Origin of the sequence: Caballeronia sp. BR00000012568055 (assembly GCF_029439455.1) — a bacterium.
GTDB lineage: Bacteria > Pseudomonadota > Gammaproteobacteria > Burkholderiales > Burkholderiaceae > Caballeronia.
The window spans coordinates 1-16,540 of the sequence record NZ_JAQFVG010000344.1; the positions used below are offsets into that span (position 1 = coordinate 1).

General features: G+C 61.2%; 18 protein-coding genes and 1 pseudogene. 4 read left to right on the top strand and 15 right to left on the bottom strand.

Going from position 1 to position 16,540, the window contains the following annotated elements; translation table 11 throughout:
* Positions 1-84: 84 nt before the first annotated feature.
* Positions 85-927, top strand: a complete 843-nt coding sequence (locus P7F28_RS29720; RefSeq protein WP_277188581.1) for an alpha/beta fold hydrolase — start codon at positions 85-87, stop codon at positions 925-927.
* Between the two features lie 135 nt (positions 928-1,062).
* Here P7F28_RS29720 and P7F28_RS29725 read toward each other — a convergent pair whose 3' ends face one another.
* From P7F28_RS29725 to nac, 15 genes are all read right to left on the bottom strand, one after another.
* Positions 1,063-1,737 (bottom strand): RraA family protein, encoded by a 675-nt coding sequence (locus tag P7F28_RS29725; protein WP_277188583.1) that lies wholly within the window; start codon positions 1,735-1,737, stop codon positions 1,063-1,065.
* Positions 1,738-1,771: 34 nt separating this feature from the next.
* The gene (locus P7F28_RS29730) at positions 1,772-2,527 is read right to left on the bottom strand and encodes a glucose 1-dehydrogenase (RefSeq protein WP_277188615.1); all 756 of its coding nucleotides are present in this window, start codon (positions 2,525-2,527) and stop codon (positions 1,772-1,774) included.
* Positions 2,528-2,576: 49 nt separating this feature from the next.
* Positions 2,577-3,425: a transporter substrate-binding domain-containing protein gene (locus P7F28_RS29735; protein ID WP_277188585.1), complete on the bottom strand. Its 849-nt coding sequence runs from the start codon at positions 3,423-3,425 to the stop codon at positions 2,577-2,579.
* A 46-nt stretch (positions 3,426-3,471) separates the two neighbouring features.
* Complete coding sequence (locus P7F28_RS29740) at positions 3,472-4,200, bottom strand: amino acid ABC transporter ATP-binding protein (RefSeq protein WP_277188587.1); 729 nt, start codon at positions 4,198-4,200, stop codon at positions 3,472-3,474.
* A 28-nt stretch (positions 4,201-4,228) separates the two neighbouring features.
* Positions 4,229-4,978 carry an amino acid ABC transporter permease gene (locus P7F28_RS29745; RefSeq protein WP_277188589.1) on the bottom strand — a complete coding sequence of 250 codons (750 nt, stop codon included), beginning with the start codon at positions 4,976-4,978 and terminating at the stop codon, positions 4,229-4,231.
* Positions 4,978-5,679 (bottom strand): amino acid ABC transporter permease, encoded by a 702-nt coding sequence (locus P7F28_RS29750; protein WP_277188591.1) that lies wholly within the window; start codon positions 5,677-5,679, stop codon positions 4,978-4,980. The genes P7F28_RS29745 and P7F28_RS29750 overlap by 1 nt, the downstream gene beginning before the upstream one ends.
* 271 nt (positions 5,680-5,950) lie before the next feature.
* Complete coding sequence (locus P7F28_RS29755; protein WP_277188593.1) at positions 5,951-6,952, bottom strand: D-glycerate dehydrogenase; 1,002 nt, start codon at positions 6,950-6,952, stop codon at positions 5,951-5,953.
* Positions 6,953-6,994: 42 nt separating this feature from the next.
* Positions 6,995-7,738, bottom strand: coding sequence for an SDR family oxidoreductase (locus P7F28_RS29760; protein WP_277188595.1), 744 nt, complete (start codon positions 7,736-7,738; stop codon positions 6,995-6,997).
* A gap of 102 nt (positions 7,739-7,840) precedes the next feature.
* Positions 7,841-8,611 carry a 5-oxoprolinase subunit PxpA gene (locus tag P7F28_RS29765; RefSeq protein ID WP_277188597.1) on the bottom strand — a complete coding sequence of 257 codons (771 nt, stop codon included), beginning with the start codon at positions 8,609-8,611 and terminating at the stop codon, positions 7,841-7,843.
* Positions 8,612-8,622: 11 nt separating this feature from the next.
* Positions 8,623-9,030, bottom strand: coding sequence for a biotin/lipoyl-containing protein (locus P7F28_RS29770; RefSeq protein WP_277188599.1), 408 nt, complete (start codon positions 9,028-9,030; stop codon positions 8,623-8,625).
* Positions 9,027-10,031 (bottom strand): biotin-dependent carboxyltransferase family protein, encoded by a 1,005-nt coding sequence (locus tag P7F28_RS29775; protein WP_277188601.1) that lies wholly within the window; start codon positions 10,029-10,031, stop codon positions 9,027-9,029. The genes P7F28_RS29770 and P7F28_RS29775 overlap by 4 nt, the downstream gene beginning before the upstream one ends.
* Positions 10,028-10,753, bottom strand: a complete 726-nt coding sequence (gene pxpB, locus P7F28_RS29780) for a 5-oxoprolinase subunit PxpB (protein ID WP_277188602.1) — start codon at positions 10,751-10,753, stop codon at positions 10,028-10,030. Before pxpB ends, P7F28_RS29775 begins: the two co-directional genes overlap by 4 nt.
* Positions 10,750-12,102 (bottom strand): acetyl-CoA carboxylase biotin carboxylase subunit, encoded by a 1,353-nt coding sequence (gene accC, locus P7F28_RS29785; protein ID WP_277188604.1) that lies wholly within the window; start codon positions 12,100-12,102, stop codon positions 10,750-10,752. Before accC ends, pxpB begins: the two co-directional genes overlap by 4 nt.
* A complete protein-coding gene (gene accB / locus P7F28_RS29790) occupies positions 12,095-12,556 on the bottom strand; it encodes an acetyl-CoA carboxylase biotin carboxyl carrier protein (protein WP_277188607.1) in 462 nt (153 codons plus the stop codon). The genes accC and accB overlap by 8 nt, the downstream gene beginning before the upstream one ends.
* Positions 12,557-12,655: 99 nt before the next feature.
* The gene (nac, locus tag P7F28_RS29795) at positions 12,656-13,585 is read right to left on the bottom strand and encodes a nitrogen assimilation transcriptional regulator NAC (protein ID WP_277188609.1); all 930 of its coding nucleotides are present in this window, start codon (positions 13,583-13,585) and stop codon (positions 12,656-12,658) included.
* A 227-nt stretch (positions 13,586-13,812) separates the two neighbouring features.
* On the opposite strand from nac, the gene P7F28_RS29800 reads away from it, so the two are divergent.
* The 3 genes and pseudogenes from P7F28_RS29800 to P7F28_RS29810 form a co-directional block, all read left to right on the top strand.
* A complete protein-coding gene (locus tag P7F28_RS29800) occupies positions 13,813-15,021 on the top strand; it encodes an aspartate transaminase (protein WP_277188611.1) in 1,209 nt (402 codons plus the stop codon).
* Between the two features lie 110 nt (positions 15,022-15,131).
* Positions 15,132-16,238, top strand: a complete 1,107-nt coding sequence (locus P7F28_RS29805) for a porin (RefSeq protein WP_277188613.1) — start codon at positions 15,132-15,134, stop codon at positions 16,236-16,238.
* A 32-nt stretch (positions 16,239-16,270) separates the two neighbouring features.
* Positions 16,271-16,540 (top strand): annotated as a pseudogene (locus P7F28_RS29810) (NAD(P)(+) transhydrogenase (Re/Si-specific) subunit alpha); the annotation flags it as partial.

Here is a 16,540-nt window from a genome sequence, read left to right on the forward strand (position 1 = left end):
GACTGAAACGGGTCGGCCCTATGAAGCAAGATCAAGAGAAGGCGGATCAGAATGACATTACCGATTCACTCAGGCGCGCGTCCCATGAACGCTTCCGAACCGATGCATCGCTTGAGGAGCGCAGACGGCGTTCTCCTTGCTGGCGACTCATGGGGCGATCCCAAGGGCATTCCCGTCATTCTGTTGCATGGCGCGGGGCAGACGCGTCACTCATGGAGCGCGACGGGGAGGATGCTCGGCGAGGCCGGCTTCTTCGCCGTTTCGTTCGATGCCCGTGGTCACGGCGACTCCGGTTGGCCGGCGGACGCAAACTATAGCCAGGTCGCAATGGTGCGCGATCTGGAAAGCATTGCGTCGTCGTTTGGCATGGTGCGTCCCGTGCTGGTCGGTGCCGCGACAGGCGGTGCGACCAGTCTGCTCGCGGTCGGAGAAGGCTATGTGGATGCCCGCGTTCTCATTCTTGTCAACATCGCGCCGCAGACGGAAGCTGCGGGCGTGGCGCGCATCCAGTCATCGCTGCGCCGCTGTTTCGGTCAAGACGAAGCGCGTGACCGCGCTGCTCATTCGGAGACTGCACGCATCTTGAGGCTCGATGATAAGCAGCATCATCGCTGGCGCTGGGACCCGCATTTCGTCGCATGGCCACGGGATATGGGACGCCGTCGACAACGGCTGTGCGCGAGCGCACGCAAGCTGACCTTGCCTACGCTGCTCATGCGCGGTGAATACTCCGATGTAGTGAGTGAAACGGGCGTCGCAGAGTTTCTGAGACTTTGTCCACATGCCGATTACGTAACGTTGCCGAATGTCGGGCATGCGAACGCGTTCGAAGGCAACGATGTTTTTTGTGAAGAGGCGGTACGATACATCGTTAGTCATGCAGAAAGCCAACCGCCGCGCCGATCGCGTCTCTACGAATGCGCGTGACGGCGAGGAAGCGTTGAAACTGTGTTCGGTTGCGAAGACTTGCATCAACAGATGAAGGCGTCGTGTGCCCCCGAACACTTCGATACTCCATCTCATCATGCCGGGTGCGATCGATCTGCCGCCCCAAACATCGCATCAGTTATTACACCGTGCCTCCAATGCATCGATGAAAGAGCGATCCCATTGACCCGCTTCCATCGCCGCAATGGTGCGCGCTTCCGCAGCTAGCACCTCACGCGCCTTGGCCAACACACGCTCGACATCGTCCTGCGAAATCGCCAGCAAGCCGTCCTGATCGCCGACGATCACATCGCCGGGATTCACCACCATGTCGCCGACCGAAACCGTCACGTTGATCTCGCCCGGACCGTCCTTGTACGGGCCGCGATGCGTGACACCGCGCGCATAGACCGGAAAGGCGCGTGAACGGATCTCGGCGACATCGCGGATCGCGCCATCGACGATCACGCCAACGACCCCTATTTTTGCGGCATAGAACGTCAGAATACCGCCGACCACGGCGTTGTTCAGATCACCGCCGGCATCGATCACCAGCACGTCGCCGGGGCGGCAGAATTCCAGCGCGCGTAAATACGCGAGATTGTCACCGCCGCGCGAACGCACGGTCACGGCGGTGCCCGCCATGGTCTGCTTCGTCGCCTGATGATACGGCGACAGTCCCACCGTGCCGATGTTGCGATGCATGCTGTCGCTCATCGTCGAAACAGGAATGTCGTGCAATGCCTCGATGATGCGTGTATCGCATTGCGCCGCGGACGTGTTCTTGCGAAGGGCTTTGTAGTCGCTCATAAGGGTATCGTGTCGGATTCGGAAATGGCGCGCATCACAGCGTTGCGGTGACGCCGCCATCGACATAAAGGATGTGGCCGTTGACGAACTTCGACGCGTCGCTGGCGAGGAATACCGCTGCGCCAACGAGGTCTTCGACATCGCCCCAGCGGCGCGACGGCGTGCGGCCGATCAGCCACTTGCTGAAGGTTTCGTCATCGACCAGCGCCTGCGTAAGCTCGGTTTTGAAGTAGCCAGGACCAAGGCCGTTGACCTGAATGCCATGCTGTCCCCAGTCGATCGCCATGCCCTTGGTCAGCATCTTCACCGCGCCCTTGGTCGCCGTATAAGCGGCGATATTCGGCCGTCCCAGTTCGCTCTGCACCGAGCAGATATTGACGATCTTGCCCGCGCCGCGCCCGATCATGAAACGCGCCACGGTCTTGCCGACGAGGAACACGCTGTCCACATTGGTCTGCATCAACTCGCGCCACTGCTCGTGCGAAAACTCGTCGAGCGGCGCGCGGCGCTGCATGCCCGCGTTGTTGACGAGAATATCGATCGCCCCGATCTCGCGTTCGATCTTCTCGATCGCCGACGCCACATCGGCAGGCGACGTCACATCGAAAGCCGCTGCCTGCGCATCGATACCCTCTTCGCGCAACTGACGCACCGCGCTCTGCAAACGCGCATCGTTGCGCCCGTTCAGCACCACGCGCGCACCCGCGCCGCCAAGCCCGCGCGCCAGCGCAAAGCCAATACCCGTGCTCGATCCGGTGATCAACGCGGTGCGCCCGGTGAGATCGAACATCCTGAGAACGTGGTTCAAGTCTGAGTCTCCTGATAGAAAAGCCCTTGTTTTACGATACCGGCGTGAATTTGAGCTGGCTGATCGGCGTGACCTTGTCGGTGCGCGTCAGGCCGAACTCCGTGTTCGGTCCGAGCCACTTGTTGAAGATGGCCGACATTTCGCCGCTCTGTTCCAGCGCATTCAGCGTTTTGTTGACGGCTGCGAGCATGTTCGGTTCGTCGAGCTTGAGGCCCACGGCGATAGGTTCGATCAGCATCGGTTCGGAAGCGATGGCCACTGCGCCATCCGTGCCCTGCACCTGCTTCGAAATTTTCGTCGCCGTCATCTGATTGGTCACGAAGCCCTTGACCTTGCCCTGCTGCAACGCGAGAAATGCGGAGCTTGTATCGTGGAAGGTGACGGCCTGACCGTTCTTGATCGACAGCGGAATGGATTGTGCGGATGTCGAGCCATCGGCGGCGCTGATCTTGAGACCGGTGAAATCGGCCAGCTTCTTGTTGGCGTCTTCCTTTTTCACGACCAGCACTTCCTTGGTGGAGTAGTAAGCATCGCTGAATGCGACTTGTGTGGCGCGCGTCTTCGTATAAGCAAGATTCGCCACCACGATATCCACGCGGCCCAGCTTCAGCTGCGGGATACGCGCCTCCACTGCAAGCGGCTGCAAGGCGACCTTCACGCCCATTTGTTTGGCGATGGCATTGCACAGATCCACGTCCATACCCTCGAGTTGCCGCGTGTTCGGATTCGGAAAAGAGAACGGCTCGACATTCGAATAAACGCCGCAATTGAGCGTGCCACGGCTCTTCACGTCCGCGAGCTGGTCCGCCTGCGCCGGCGTGATCGAAAAGGCGATGCTGGTCAGCGCCACCATGCCTGCAATAACCGACTTGAACTGCATCGTGATACTCCTCGCTTCGAGAGATGAATGATGTGATGCCGCTTGCTCAGTGCGCACGCAGATCGGAGAGAAAACGCTTCGCGCGTTCGTGACGCGGATTCGAAAAGAACTCGTCCGGCTTGCCCGTTTCGATGATTCGCCCCGCATCCATGAACCACACGCGGTCGGCCACTTCACGCGCAAAGCCCATTTCGTGCGTGACGCACATCATGGTCATGCCGTCCTGCGCGAGGCTTTTCATTACGCTGAGCACTTCGCCGACCATCTCGGGATCGAGCGCGCTGGTGGGTTCATCGAACAGCATGGCGGGCGGGTCCATGGCGAGGGCGCGTGCAATCGCTACGCGCTGCTGTTGTCCGCCCGACAACTGACCCGGAAACGACTGCGCCTTGTTCGACAGACCGACGCGCGCCAGCAGATCGGCGGCCTTCTTCTCTGCTGCGGCGCGCTTGATGCCGCGTACGCGCATCGGCGACAACGTGATGTTGTCGAGCACGGACAAATGCGGAAACAGATTGAACTGCTGAAACACGAAGCCGATACGGCTGCGGTACGCGTTGAGGTTCAGCTTCTTGTCGTAGATGTTCTGGTTATCGAACGAGATGGTGCCGTCGTTGATGGCTTCGAGCCGATTCACGGTGCGAATCAGCGTCGATTTGCCGGAGCCCGACGGGCCACACACCACCACCACTTCGCCCTTGTTCACTTCGGCGTTCACGTCCACGAGCGCGTGATACTCGCCATACCACTTGTTCACGGCAGAAAACTTGATCATCACGGTTCCTTTGACTTGAGTGCCGGGTTCAGCTTTCACTGGCGACGGCTTCGACGAGCGGCTCGCTCGCACCACGGCGTGGCTTGCTGGCACGGCCTGCGCGCTTGCGGGTGATGCGTCGTTCGAGGTAATGCGCGAGTTGCGTGAGCGCGTAGCACAGTACGAAGTAACTGAGCGCGGTAATCAGATAGACGGGAAACGGCTTCGTCATCAGACGGTTGTTGATCTGGTCCGCCGCGAACGACAGTTCCTGCACGTTGATGATGTAACCCAGCGACGTTTCCTTGATGGTCGATACGAACTGCGTGACCATGCTCGGCACCACGTTATAGAGTGCTTGCGGCAGGATCACGCAGCGCATGGTCTTCATGTAGCTCATGCCGAGCGCACGCGATGCTTCCGTCTGCCCCTTCGGCAAGGCTTCCATGCCGCCGCGAATAATCTCGCCGAGATACGCGGAGTCGTAAATCACGAGCGCGCACAGCATGGTGACGAAGCCCGTCACCGGATAGCCGGTCAAGACCGGCACAAGGAAATAGACCCAGAAGATCACCATCAGCAAGGGCACGCCGCGCACCACATACACGAGCGCGGTAGCGGGCGCGCGCAATACTTGAAAGCGGCTGGTGCGTGCCAGCGCCACCAGAATGCCGAGCGGGAACGCAATGGCGAGCGCACACAGCGACAGCAGAATAGTGACCACAATGCCGCCTAGCGGCCCGTGCGGATACTGCCCGATGACGAGCAGCGCCCAGTTGTCGCGCAGGATGTCGAGCATTATTTGACTCCCGGAATGCGATAGTGCGAAGCCACGCGCGCACCGGCCAGCATGATGGCAAGCGAGATCAGCAGATAGACGATCGTTGCGACCAGATACGTCTCGAAGGAAAGAAAGGTCTCGTTCTCGATCTTGCGCGTCACGTAAGTCAGCTCGGCCGCGCCGATCGCCATCGCAAGACTGGTGTTCTTGAACAGCAGCACCGCGTGATTGACCATCGGCGGAATGGCGTTGCGCAGCGCCTGCGGCAGCACCACATGTCGCATGGTCTTGAAGAAGTTCAGCCCCAGCGCCCGCGATGCCTCGAACTGCCCGAACGGAATCGCCCGCAAGCCGCTGCGAATGTCCTCGGAAAGATACGCTCCGCTGCACAGTCCGATGGCGATCACCGCGAACAGGAACTGGCCGTTGTAGTCGTTGAGCACGTCCTGCACCGGTCCCGGCAGAATGGCTGCAATGCCGAAGTACCAAAAGAGGATCTGCACCAGCATCGGCACATTGCGGTGATAGGCCACATACGTCGAAACGAAGGCCGTGGCAACGCGCGACTGCGTCATGCGGATCAGCGTGAGCAGAATCCCCACCACCAGCGAGAGTACCCACGCCAGCGCGGTCATTGCGAGCGTCAGTTCGATACCGTGCAGGAACAGCGCGCCATAGTCGCCCTGCAGCACGCTAGCCATGTCAAAGTGAAGTTTCATATCGCACGTCCAGAGAGATCGATTCGTTCGGCAAAGTGTTTTGCTTGCCACGAATTCATACTAGCCTGCTCAAAAATGGCGTTTCAGACGTCTTTCTTCTGGTGCGATAAGTTTCTAAAATGATCGGCGCGAATGGCGTTTCGAGCCTTGCGTGCAGGGGTTTTCATCACATGTCTCCTGATGCGCGGCGCGCTTCTGTCGAGCGCATCCGATGCTTTTAAACAAGCTCGGCAGAGCTTCTCGCGAAGACCCTGCCGATACGTTCCATGTTCTATGCCGGTGTGCGCAGCACTTCCGGATTCACCGGCGTCGGCGGCCGGCCTGCATCCGGTCCTGCGCCCAGCGCAGCGACAAGGTTATCGACCGTGAGACGCGCCATCGCGCGACGCGTCGCCACCGATGCGCTGCCGATATGCGGCGTCAGCACCACATTGCTGCACGCAAGCAGTTCGGGATGAATGCGCGGCTCGCCTTCGAATACGTCCAGCCCTGCCGCCGCGATGCCGCCTTCCTTCAGCACTGCCGCCAGCGCGGCATCATCGACCACGCCGCCGCGTGCAATATTGGTCAGCGTCGCGGACGACTTCATCTGCCTAAGCTCCGCCGCGCCGATGGCGTGATGCGAGCTGGCCGAATACGGCACCACCACAATCAGATGATCCGACTCGCGCATCAGCGCGCTTTTCTCGACATAACGCGCGCCGCATTGCGCTTCGACCTCGGGCGCGAGCGGCGTGCGATTGTGATAGATCACCTTCATGCCGAAGCCATGCGCGCCGCGCTTCGCAATCGACTGGCCGATACGGCCCATGCCGAGAATGCCGAGCGTGGCGCCGTGAATATCCGCGCCGAGCAGCATATCGAAGCGGCCCGTGGTGATCCATTTGCCGTCGCGCACGTAGCGCTCGGATTCGGTAATACGCCGCGCCGCGGCCATCATCAGCGCGAAGCCGAAGTCGGCGGTGGTGTCGGTCAGTACGTCGGGTGTGTTGGTGAGCAGCACGCCGCGTTCGGTGCAGGCGGCCACATCGACATTGTTGTAGCCGACGCCGATATTGCATACCGCCTTGAGTTGCGGACACGCATCGAGCAGACGTGCGTCGATGCGGTCGCTGCCCGCCGTCATCGCGCCGTCCTTGCCTTGCAGACGTTCGATGAGTTCGTCCTGCGTCCACAGCGTATCGGACGGGTTGTCGCTGACGTCGAAGTGCGTACGCAGTCGATCGACGATATCGGGAAAGGATGCGCGGGTAACCAGCACCGAAGCACGCATAAAGCTATCTCCTGAATGGTGTACTGACTAAATCTCGTGCGCTCAGTCTTCGCGCTTGATCGTCGTGAGACCGCCGGGCACTTGCAGCGTCGGCAGAATCTCCATGTTGCTGATGTTCACGGCGAGCGGCGCGGCAATGGCGAACGCAATGGCATCGGCGATATCGGAGGGCAGCGGCAGTTCGAAGCCGTCGATGAACTGCTTGCGCGCCGCGTCGATATCGCCATGAACGTGGCCGAAGATATCGGTCGCCACACGGCCCGGACAGATTTCCGTTACGCGCACGCGCTTGCCGGTGGCATCGACTCGCAATTGACGCGACAGCGCATGAATGGCCGCCTTGGTCGCGTGATAGATGGAGTTGCCGCCGAAGTTGTAGATCGCCGCAATCGAGCTGATATTCACGATATGCCCGCGATCACGTTCGACCATGCCGGGCATGGTGAGACGCACGAGATGCAGCACGGCCTGCAAATTTACTTCCACCTGCACGTCGATATCGCCGACGTCGGCATTGAGGATCGAGCCTTTGCGCGACACGCCCGCGTTGTTCACCACGATATCGAATGGCACTTCTTTCGTGAGCTTCGTGACGGCATCGAGATCGGTCACGTCGATGGCATGCGCAATGCAGCCGGTGCGTTCGGCGAGTTCGTTCAGACGTTCGGCGTTGCGCGCCAGCGCATGTACTTCCAGCCCTTCGCGACAGAATCGCTCGACGATGGCCGCGCCCATGCCGGTCGAAGCGCCCGTCACCAGTGCGGTTTTGTAGTCGGAGAACGGCATCGAATGCTCCTTTGAAATGTTGGGTGTCGGGTGTTGAGATCAATGTACGCGGGCGCTGCGGCCCGCGCCAAGACGGAATGTCTTTGGTGAGATAAGCGCGTGCTATGACGCGATCAACCTGGACAAGGGCACCACGCGCCCGCCCGCCGATTCGATCGCGCCGCGCACCGTGCGCGCCAGTTCCACCGCGCCGGGTGTATCGCCATGCAGCAGAATGGATTGCGCGGCGATCTTCAGACGCTTGCCGGAATGCGTGGTCACGGTGCCGTCGTCGAGCAGTTGCTGCACGCGCGCCAGCACGGCCGTTCGATCCTTGATGACCGCGCCTTCGAGCTTGCGCGACACCAGATTGCCCTCGTCGTCATAGGCGCGATCGGCGAGAAACGTGTTGGCCACGCGCATGCCGAGCTTGTCCGCCGCGCGTTCGATCTGCGTATTCGTCGAGACGCTGATCACGATCTCGCGATCGAACTCCGACACCGCACGCACCAGCGGTTCGGCCAGTTCATACGATGCCGCCGCCATATTGCCGAGCGCACCATGAAAGCTCATATGCGTGAGCTTTGCGTTCACTGCCTTCGCGATTCCCGCCAGCGCGCCCATCTGATACAGCACGTACTTCGCCAGTTCGAGCGGATCGGCCTGAATCTGCCGGCGGCCGAAACCGAGCAGATCGGGAAAGCCCACATGCGCGCCGATATCGATGCCCTTTTCCAGCGCCAGCCGCACGGTCTTGTCCATGATGACGGGATCGCCCGCGTGATAGCCACACGCCACGTTCGCGGACGAGACGATCTCCATCATCGCTTCGTCTTCGCCCATGCGATACGGGCCGAAGCCTTCGCCGAGATCGGCGTTCAGATCGATTTGCACGTTGTTCCCTCTCAGGTCAATGCCGCCAGCGCGGCGCCGTACCCCACGGTGGCGCCTTCTTCCACGAGCCATTCGCCCAGCACGCCATCGGCGGGCGCGATCACCGGCAAACAGAGTTCGGCCACTTGCACGATGGCGACGATATCGCCCGCCTTGACCTGCGCGCCTGCATCGGCGATTGCGCTCGTGCGTGACGGATGCGTTTTCATGAAACGCCCTGCATGAAGGGCTCTTATGTGCTGCTGCGGCTGTGCGGCCGCTTTTGTCGTTACAGGCGCAACTTTCGATACTGCACCGCCCAGCGTCATGCGCGCCACGTTATCGCCGCGCGCAATTTCGATGAAGCCCACGCCCGCCGCTTCGAGCCAGCCCGCGATCTGCCGCAGCTCGCCGATGTCCAGTGTGTTGTGTGTCGTCATGTCGGAAGCCTGGGCGCGCTGCGATGAAGGCCGATCAATTGCCTCAGCTTGTTGAGATACCACTGCAGCTCTTCCTGCGCATCGAGCGCTTCGTCGTAGGTGGTCTTCGCAAAGCGGATCGATGTGCCGATGCGCGCCTGCGCCAGCCGCCACAAGTCCGCTTCGATCACCGTGCCGATCTTCGGGTAACCGCCGGTCGGCTGGGCATCGCGCAATTGAATGATCGGCTGTCCGCTCGGCGGCACCTGGATCACACCCGGAACGATGCCGTGCGAACGCATTTCCAGCGGCCTGCGCGACCTGAGCGCATGGCCTTCGAGCCGAAAGCCGTAGCGGTCGCTTTGCGGCGTGACCTTCCAGCTTTCACGCCAGAACGTTTCGATCGATGCATCGTCGTAGGCTTCGTATTCCGCTGCGGGCAGCACGCGTACGACCGTCTCGTTCGGCGCGGCCGTGGGCATGGCCATGCCTTGCGGCAAGGTGCGCAATGGCGAGGTCACGCCGAAGCCTGCGTGCGCATCATGCGGCGCTGAAGGCGATGCCGCCGCGCTCAATACGTCGCCCTTTTGCAGCGCGCGGCCATCGAGTCCGCCGAATTCGCCGCGCAATTGCGTGCTCCGCGAACCGAGCACCACGGGCACATCTACGCCGCCTGCGAGCATCAGATAACAGCGCGCGCCGGATGTCGGCACACCGAGCGTCAGCACATCGTCCTTGCGCGCCTGCAAGGTCCACCACGGCAGGACCGGGCGATCGTTGAGTCGCGCGGCGCAATCCGCACCGGTCACGGCGAACGCGACATCTGCCGTGAAGCGCACGCGAAACGGGAACATCGGAATTTCGATGCCCGCTGCATCGATGTCGTTGCCGAGCAGAAGATTGCCGACAGCCAGCGCGATCCGATCCATCGCGCCGGAAGTGCCGACGCCGTAGCGCAGATAGCCGTCGCGTCCCTGATCCTGAATCGTCGCGAGCGCGGCGTTCGATAGCACTTCGATCATCGGATGATCCTCTCGGCACGGAACCGAATCATGTCGCCCGGAGCGAACAGCGCGGGTTCGTCGCGGGTCGGGTCGAAGAAACACATGGACGTGTGGCCGATGGTGTTCCAGCCGCTCGGCCCCGCCGATGCCGATACGCCCGTCTGCACGCCACCGATCGATACCGCGCCGCCGGGCAGCTTCAGCACCGGCACCTTGCGCCGCGGCGTGGCGATGCGCGGGTCCATGCCGCCGAGGTAGCAGTAGCCGGGATGACTGCCGAGCGCATAGACCGTGTACAGGGGCGCAGTATGAATCGCCACGATATCGTCGATGGACAAGCCCGTATGCGCGATCACATCGGCCATATGCGGGCCGTGTTCGCCGCCATACTCCACGCCCAGTTCGACGACCTTGCCTTCGAGTTGCAGCGCCTGACCTTCGGCCCATGCATCGCGCAGGGCGTGCGTGAGGGAATCGATATCGCGCGGCGGGGTATCGAAAATCAGCATCAGGTTCGAGACTCCTGGCACCGCTTCGCGCACTGATGGCCATGTCGAAGCCTTGTGACTCAGCGCCCAGATGCGCTGTTGCGTGGGCAGATCGAGTTCGCCGGGCGCCTCGAACAATAGGCCCGTGGTGCCCAGCAGGCTGATGCGCGGCGCGGCTTCGGCAAGCGCGTGCGTGCTCACCGGTTCGCTGTTTTCGCTCGCTCGAAGCGTACGTTCGATAAGCGCGGTCATGCCGTTCTCCCCGCTGCGAGCCAGCGTTCAAGATGATGAATGTCTACGCCGCCAGCGCGAAAGCCGTCGTCATCGAGGATCGATCGATGCAGCGCGACGTTGGTGCGAATGCCTTCCACGCGCATCTCCGCCAGCGCCACGCGCATGCGGCTCAGCGCTTCGTCGCGGCTTGCGCCATGCGTGATGATCTTGGCGATCAGCGAGTCGTAATAAGGCGGCACCTGCGCGCCCGCACTCAGATGCGAATCGACCCGCACGCCGTTGCCGCCCGGAATCTCCCAGTGCGATACCTGTCCCGGACTCGGCAGGAACGTGAATGGATCTTCTGCATTGATGCGGCATTCGAGCGAATGACCTTGCACGCGAATATCTTCTTGCGTGATGGTCAATGCATGGCCCTGCGCAATGCGCAACTGCTCACGCACGATATCGATGCCCGAGGTCATCTCCGTCACCGGATGCTCCACCTGCAAACGCGTATTCATTTCGATGAAGTAGAACTGGCCATCTTCGAACAAGAACTCGAAGGTGCCCGCGCCGCGATAGCCAATCTGCCTGCATGCCTCGACGCAACGCTCGCCCACGCGCCGGATCAAATCACGATCGATGCCCGGCGCAGGCGCTTCTTCCAGCAGCTTCTGATGACGCCGTTGCAGCGAGCAGTCACGCGAACCGAGCCACAGCGCATTGCCGTGCGTATCGCACAACACCTGAATCTCGACATGCCGCGGATGCTCAAGAAATTTTTCGATGTACAACTCCGGCTTGCCAAAGGCGCGGCGCGCTTCTTCGCGCGTGACGTTCACTGCATCGAGCAGATCACCTGCGGCCTTGACCACGCGCATGCCGCGTCCGCCGCCGCCGCCCGCTGCTTTCACGATCACAGGAAAACCGATCTCGTCGGCAATGGCGAGAATGCTGGCGGGATCATCGGGCAGGCCGCCGTCGGGGCCGGGCACGCAGGGCACGCCGGCTTCGCGCATCGCACGCTTGGCTGCGACCTTGTCGCCCATGATGCGGATCGACTCGGGCCGCGGTCCGATAAAGCTCATGCCCGCTGCTTCGACCTGTGCGGCGAAGTCCGCGTTTTCCGACAGAAAGCCATAGCCGGGATGCACGGCCTGCGCACCGGTCACTTCAGCGGCGAGCAGAATGGCGGAGCGGTTCAGATAGCTGAGACCGGGCGCGGCAGGACCGATGCACAGCGACTCATCCGCCAAACGCACGTAACGTGCTTCGGCATCGGCTTCCGAGTGGATCGCAACGGTTTTGAGGCCCAGTTCGCGGCATGCGCGCTGAATGCGCAAGGCGATCTCGCCGCGATTGGCGATGAGCACTTTCTCAAACATGATCGTTCCCCGCAGCGGGCTGAATTGTGAACAGCGGCTGGCCGGACTGCACTTCATCGCCTGCGTTCACCAGCACCTCGATCAGCGTGCCCGCGCAATCGGCTTCGATCGCGTTGAACATCTTCATCGCTTCGATGGTGCACACCACCTGCCCTTGTGCGATGACATCGCCCGCTTTGACGAACGCAGCTTCGTTCGGTGCGGGCGTGAGATGCACAACGCCGAACATCGGCGCGACGAGCGTGTGCGCCTCTCCGATCGATGCAGCGGTTTCCGGCTGCTCGTGCTTTTTTGCTTCTTCGGTGTCTGCGACCTTGACGGCGCTGGCCGCTTGCGCGCTGGCGACTGCGGTTTTGACGAGCCGCACGCGGTCGTCGCCTTCGATCAGTTCCAGTTCGGCAAGCGGCGACTGCGCAAGCAGATCGATCAACGCTTTTATTCGCTGCAAATCCATGTCGAGTCCGTAACGCAAAGAGGCTTTGCTATGGACTCAATGTATCCGGGCGGAATTTTTAGCGCCAAGATGGTTTGGCTTTGCCGTGATAAGCGGCGCTTATGTTTCCGAGGAAACGCTCGCGCTCTGGCTGGCGTCGAGCGTATCGGCGGCGAGTTCGAGCAGAATGTCCTTGACCGCGCTGGCCGGCTCCGACAGCGGCAAATGGTCCGAAAGGCACAGTGAAAGCGGAATCTTGATGACCGGCGACACGATCCGGCACTGCACGGTATCGCCCCCCGCCGCGACCACACGCGCGGTCGAAGCCGGCAAAATGGTCGCGCCGATGCCCGCATTCACCGCCGCCGCCAGCGTGGTGGCCGACTCGATCTCCGCCACGACCTTGGGGATCATCTGTACGCGGGCGAAGCCTTCATCGACATATTTTCTGAGGTAATTGTAGGGGCGCGGCAACAGCAAAGGCACCTCGCCCAATTCGGACACCGCGATCTGTCCCGCAGCAATGCCCATGCTCGCGGGCGCGACGAGGAACATCTCTTCGTTCATCAGCAACTGGAACGACAGGCCGTGCACGGGCTTGTCGCCATACAGAACGGCCATGTCCATGCGGCCGTTCATGATGAGTTCGCTGAGCGTGGTGCCGAAGTTCTCGTTGATGTACAGCACGATCTCCGGATGCCGCGCACGCACCGCCCGCAACAGCGGCAACGATAACGCCGATGCACCCGTCCCCGGCGCAAGACCCACCGAAACATGACCCGACAGCGTCTGCCCCGCGCTCTTGACATCGGCCTGCGCCTGCTCGAATTGCCTGAGGATCAGTTGGGCATGTCGATACAGCGTCGAACCTGCTTCGGTCGGGGTCACGCCGCGCTTGGTGCGCACCAGCAGTTGCTGGCCGAACTCCTCCTCCAGCGTGATGAGTTGCTGACTGAGCGCAGGTTGCGCGATATGCAGCACTTCGGACGCCTGTGTGAGGCTGCCGATATCGACTGCTTTAACGAAGTATTTGAGTCGCCGCAGGTTCATGTTTTCCGCCCTGGATTTTTTACTTTGAAGTCTCTCGAGCCTGAATCATAGGAGAAGCAGGCCCGCGCGGACAGCCGCAAATTAATGGTGGACGCGTGATCGCTTTTAAGGAATCACTTCGCTTTGTCATAAGCGGATGCTCTGACCCAAGCTTAAAGATGTCTTGGCGCTCGGAATTTCATGCGCTTACCTTTAGGCCTCGACCAAGAGCCTTGGAGGAGGCCATCGTGAGCACACCCCGCATCGCCGCGCGCATTCGACGTATCAAGCCCTCGCCCAGCAGCGCCGCAGCAGAGCGCGCCGCGACCCTGCGCCGCGAAGGCAAGAAGATCGTCAATCTGGTGGTCGGCGAGCCGGACTTCGATACGCCCGAGCATATCCGCCGCGCTGCGTATGAAGCGATGGAACGCGGCGACACGCGCTATACCGCGACGGCGGGCACGCCTGCATTGCGTCAGGCCATTGCCGAAAAGCTCTCGCGTGAAAATGGTCTCGACTACGATCCGGCGCATATCATCGTTACCTGTGGCGCGAAGCATGCAATCTTCAACGCGCTGGCCGTTACCGTCGATACCGGCGATGAAGTGCTGATTCCCGCACCGTACTGGGTCTCGTATCCCGACATGGCGCTCGCCTGCGACGGCACGCCAGTGATCGTGCCGACCACGGAAGAACAGGACTTCAAGCTCGATGCGCAGACGCTTGCGCGCTACATCACGCCGAAGACGCGCTGGCTGATGCTCAATTCGCCGACCAATCCGACCGGCGCGACCTATTCGCCCGAAGAACTGCGCGCACTCGCCGATGTCTTGCTCGATCATCCGCGCGTACTGATCCTCACCGACGATATCTACGAACACATTCGCTACGATGGCCGCAAGATGCGTCATCTGCTGCATGTGGAGCCGGCATTGCGCGACCGCGTGGTGGTTATCAACGGCGTCTCGAAGACCTATGCGATGACGGGCTGGCGAATCGGCTATGCAGCCGGTCCCGCTGATATTGTCGCCGCGCTCGACAAGCTGCAATCGCAATCGGTCAGCAATGCCTGCACGATCAGTCAGGCCGCGGCACTCGCCGCATTGACCGGCGATCAATCGTTTGTCGCTGAGAGCGTGCGGATTTACGAGCGCCGGCGCAATCGCGCGGTCGAACTGCTGAACAAGATTCCGGGCCTCAGTTGCAAGGCGCCGGGCGGTGCGTTCTATCTGTTCGTCAATTGCGCGGGGCTGATCGGCCGCACCACGCCTGCTGGCAAGACGCTCGAAAACGACAGCGACATCGTGCTGTATTTCCTCGAGACGGTCGGCGTTGCGCTGATCGCGGGATCGGCGTATGGCACGCCCAACTACTTCCGTGCCTCGATTGCGACGAGCATCGAAATCATCGAAGAAGGCTGCGACAAGCTCGCACACGCGGTCAGTGAATTGAAGTAAGCAGCCGGTCACACGCCTCGACTGTTTTTGAAACGCGAGCGCGCCTTCAGAGCGCGCCGGATCGAGTCGCGCCCACACTTTTCATCCGTCACGACAAAAGGGAAATAAAAATGAAGAAGTCTTGCTTCGCCATCCTAACGGCCATTTGCGGTATCGGTTCCGCACATGCGCAGTCGCAGGTCACGCTGTACGGCATCATCGATGCAGCCGTCCGTTTCGACACGCACGCGAATCGCAATGGCGACAAGCTCTTCACCATGGGCAGTGGCGGCGAACTGTCGGGCAGCCGCTGGGGCCTGCAAGGCACCGAAGACCTGGGTGGCGGACTCAAGGCGTTCTTCCAGCTCGAAGCGGGCTTCACGCCGAACACGGGTGTATCGCAACAATCGACACCGAACGGCACAGCGCGCCTGTTCGGTCGCACCGCGATGGTCGGCCTCTCCTCGCCCACCTACGGCACGGTGACGATGGGCCGTCAATACACGCTCGTGCATGAAATGGGTTACACGCACGACATCTATGCGTTCTCCAACTACACCGGCACGACAGGCTTTCAGGGCGCGGGCCTGACCGGCGGCGGACGACTCGATAACACCGTGCGCTACACCTCGCCGAGCATCTACGGGTTCACACTGCGCGGCGCGTACACCTTCGGTGGTGTGGCAGGCAATACGCACCAGAACTCATCGCCCGCAGTGAGCCTCAGTTACGATCGCGGTCCGCTGAGCGTGGGCGCGGCGTACCAGATCATCAATAACATCGGCGGGCTTACGCCTGCGAATACGGCCTACGGCAGCACGTATTTCGGCGTCACCATTCCGGATAGTTCGCAGAAGGTCTTCACCATCGGCGCGACCTATGCGCTCGGCAATGCCAAGTTGTACGGCTCGTATATCTATAGCCACGTTTATCCGGCTGATTATCGAAACGATTCGTTCTCGATTGCGGTGGGTTACTACATCACGCCATCCATCGTGCTGGACCTGCCGGTCTATCTCGACTTCGTGCATCACGGCGGATCGAGTGGCACGCGCATCACGGGTGGGCCAACGCTCGATTATCTGTTCAGCAAGCGGACCGATGTGTATGTGGGCATCGACTATAACCATCTGACGGGTGCATGGACCACGCTTGCGGGCCTGCCGAATTCGAATCAGCCTTTCTATGGCAGTAATTCGGTGTTCGAAGCGACCATCGGTCTGCGTCACAAGTTCTGATTCGCAACGCATTCACGCAGGGAGGAGACAGCATGATTATCGGCGTACCCGCAGAGACGCGGGCGAACGAGGCGCGCGTCGCTGCCACGCCTGAGACGGTCAAGAAACTGGTGACGCAGGGGCATCGGCTATCGGTGCAGAGCGGCGCGGGTTTACCGGCGAGTTATATCGACGATGCCTACGCGTCTGCGGGCGCGGATATCGTTGATGCGCATACGGCCTTATCCGCCGAAATCGTGCTGAAAGTACAGTCGCCCGACGATGCCGAATTGGCTCAATTCGCGCGCGGCGCAGTGCTGATC

Coding starts and splice junctions, on each gene's coding strand:
- P7F28_RS29720 (WP_277188581.1), top strand. CDS start 85: ATGAACGCTTCCGAACCGATGCATCGCTTGAGGAGCGCAGACGGCGTT.
- P7F28_RS29725 (WP_277188583.1), bottom strand. CDS start 1,737: ATGAGCGACTACAAAGCCCTTCGCAAGAACACGTCCGCGGCGCAATGC.
- P7F28_RS29730 (WP_277188615.1), bottom strand. CDS start 2,527: ATGTTCGATCTCACCGGGCGCACCGCGTTGATCACCGGATCGAGCACG.
- P7F28_RS29735 (WP_277188585.1), bottom strand. CDS start 3,425: ATGCAGTTCAAGTCGGTTATTGCAGGCATGGTGGCGCTGACCAGCATC.
- P7F28_RS29740 (WP_277188587.1), bottom strand. CDS start 4,200: ATGATCAAGTTTTCTGCCGTGAACAAGTGGTATGGCGAGTATCACGCG.
- P7F28_RS29745 (WP_277188589.1), bottom strand. CDS start 4,978: ATGCTCGACATCCTGCGCGACAACTGGGCGCTGCTCGTCATCGGGCAG.
- P7F28_RS29750 (WP_277188591.1), bottom strand. CDS start 5,679: ATGAAACTTCACTTTGACATGGCTAGCGTGCTGCAGGGCGACTATGGC.
- P7F28_RS29755 (WP_277188593.1), bottom strand. CDS start 6,952: ATGCGTGCTTCGGTGCTGGTTACCCGCGCATCCTTTCCCGATATCGTC.
- P7F28_RS29760 (WP_277188595.1), bottom strand. CDS start 7,738: ATGCCGTTCTCCGACTACAAAACCGCACTGGTGACGGGCGCTTCGACC.
- P7F28_RS29770 (WP_277188599.1), bottom strand. CDS start 9,030: ATGACGACACACAACACACTGGACATCGGCGAGCTGCGGCAGATCGCG.
- P7F28_RS29775 (WP_277188601.1), bottom strand. CDS start 10,031: ATGATCGAAGTGCTATCGAACGCCGCGCTCGCGACGATTCAGGATCAG.
- pxpB (WP_277188602.1), bottom strand. CDS start 10,753: ATGACCGCGCTTATCGAACGTACGCTTCGAGCGAGCGAAAACAGCGAA.
- accC (WP_277188604.1), bottom strand. CDS start 12,102: ATGTTTGAGAAAGTGCTCATCGCCAATCGCGGCGAGATCGCCTTGCGC.
- accB (WP_277188607.1), bottom strand. CDS start 12,556: ATGGATTTGCAGCGAATAAAAGCGTTGATCGATCTGCTTGCGCAGTCG.
- nac (WP_277188609.1), bottom strand. CDS start 13,585: ATGAACCTGCGGCGACTCAAATACTTCGTTAAAGCAGTCGATATCGGC.
- P7F28_RS29805 (WP_277188613.1), top strand. CDS start 15,132: ATGAAGAAGTCTTGCTTCGCCATCCTAACGGCCATTTGCGGTATCGGT.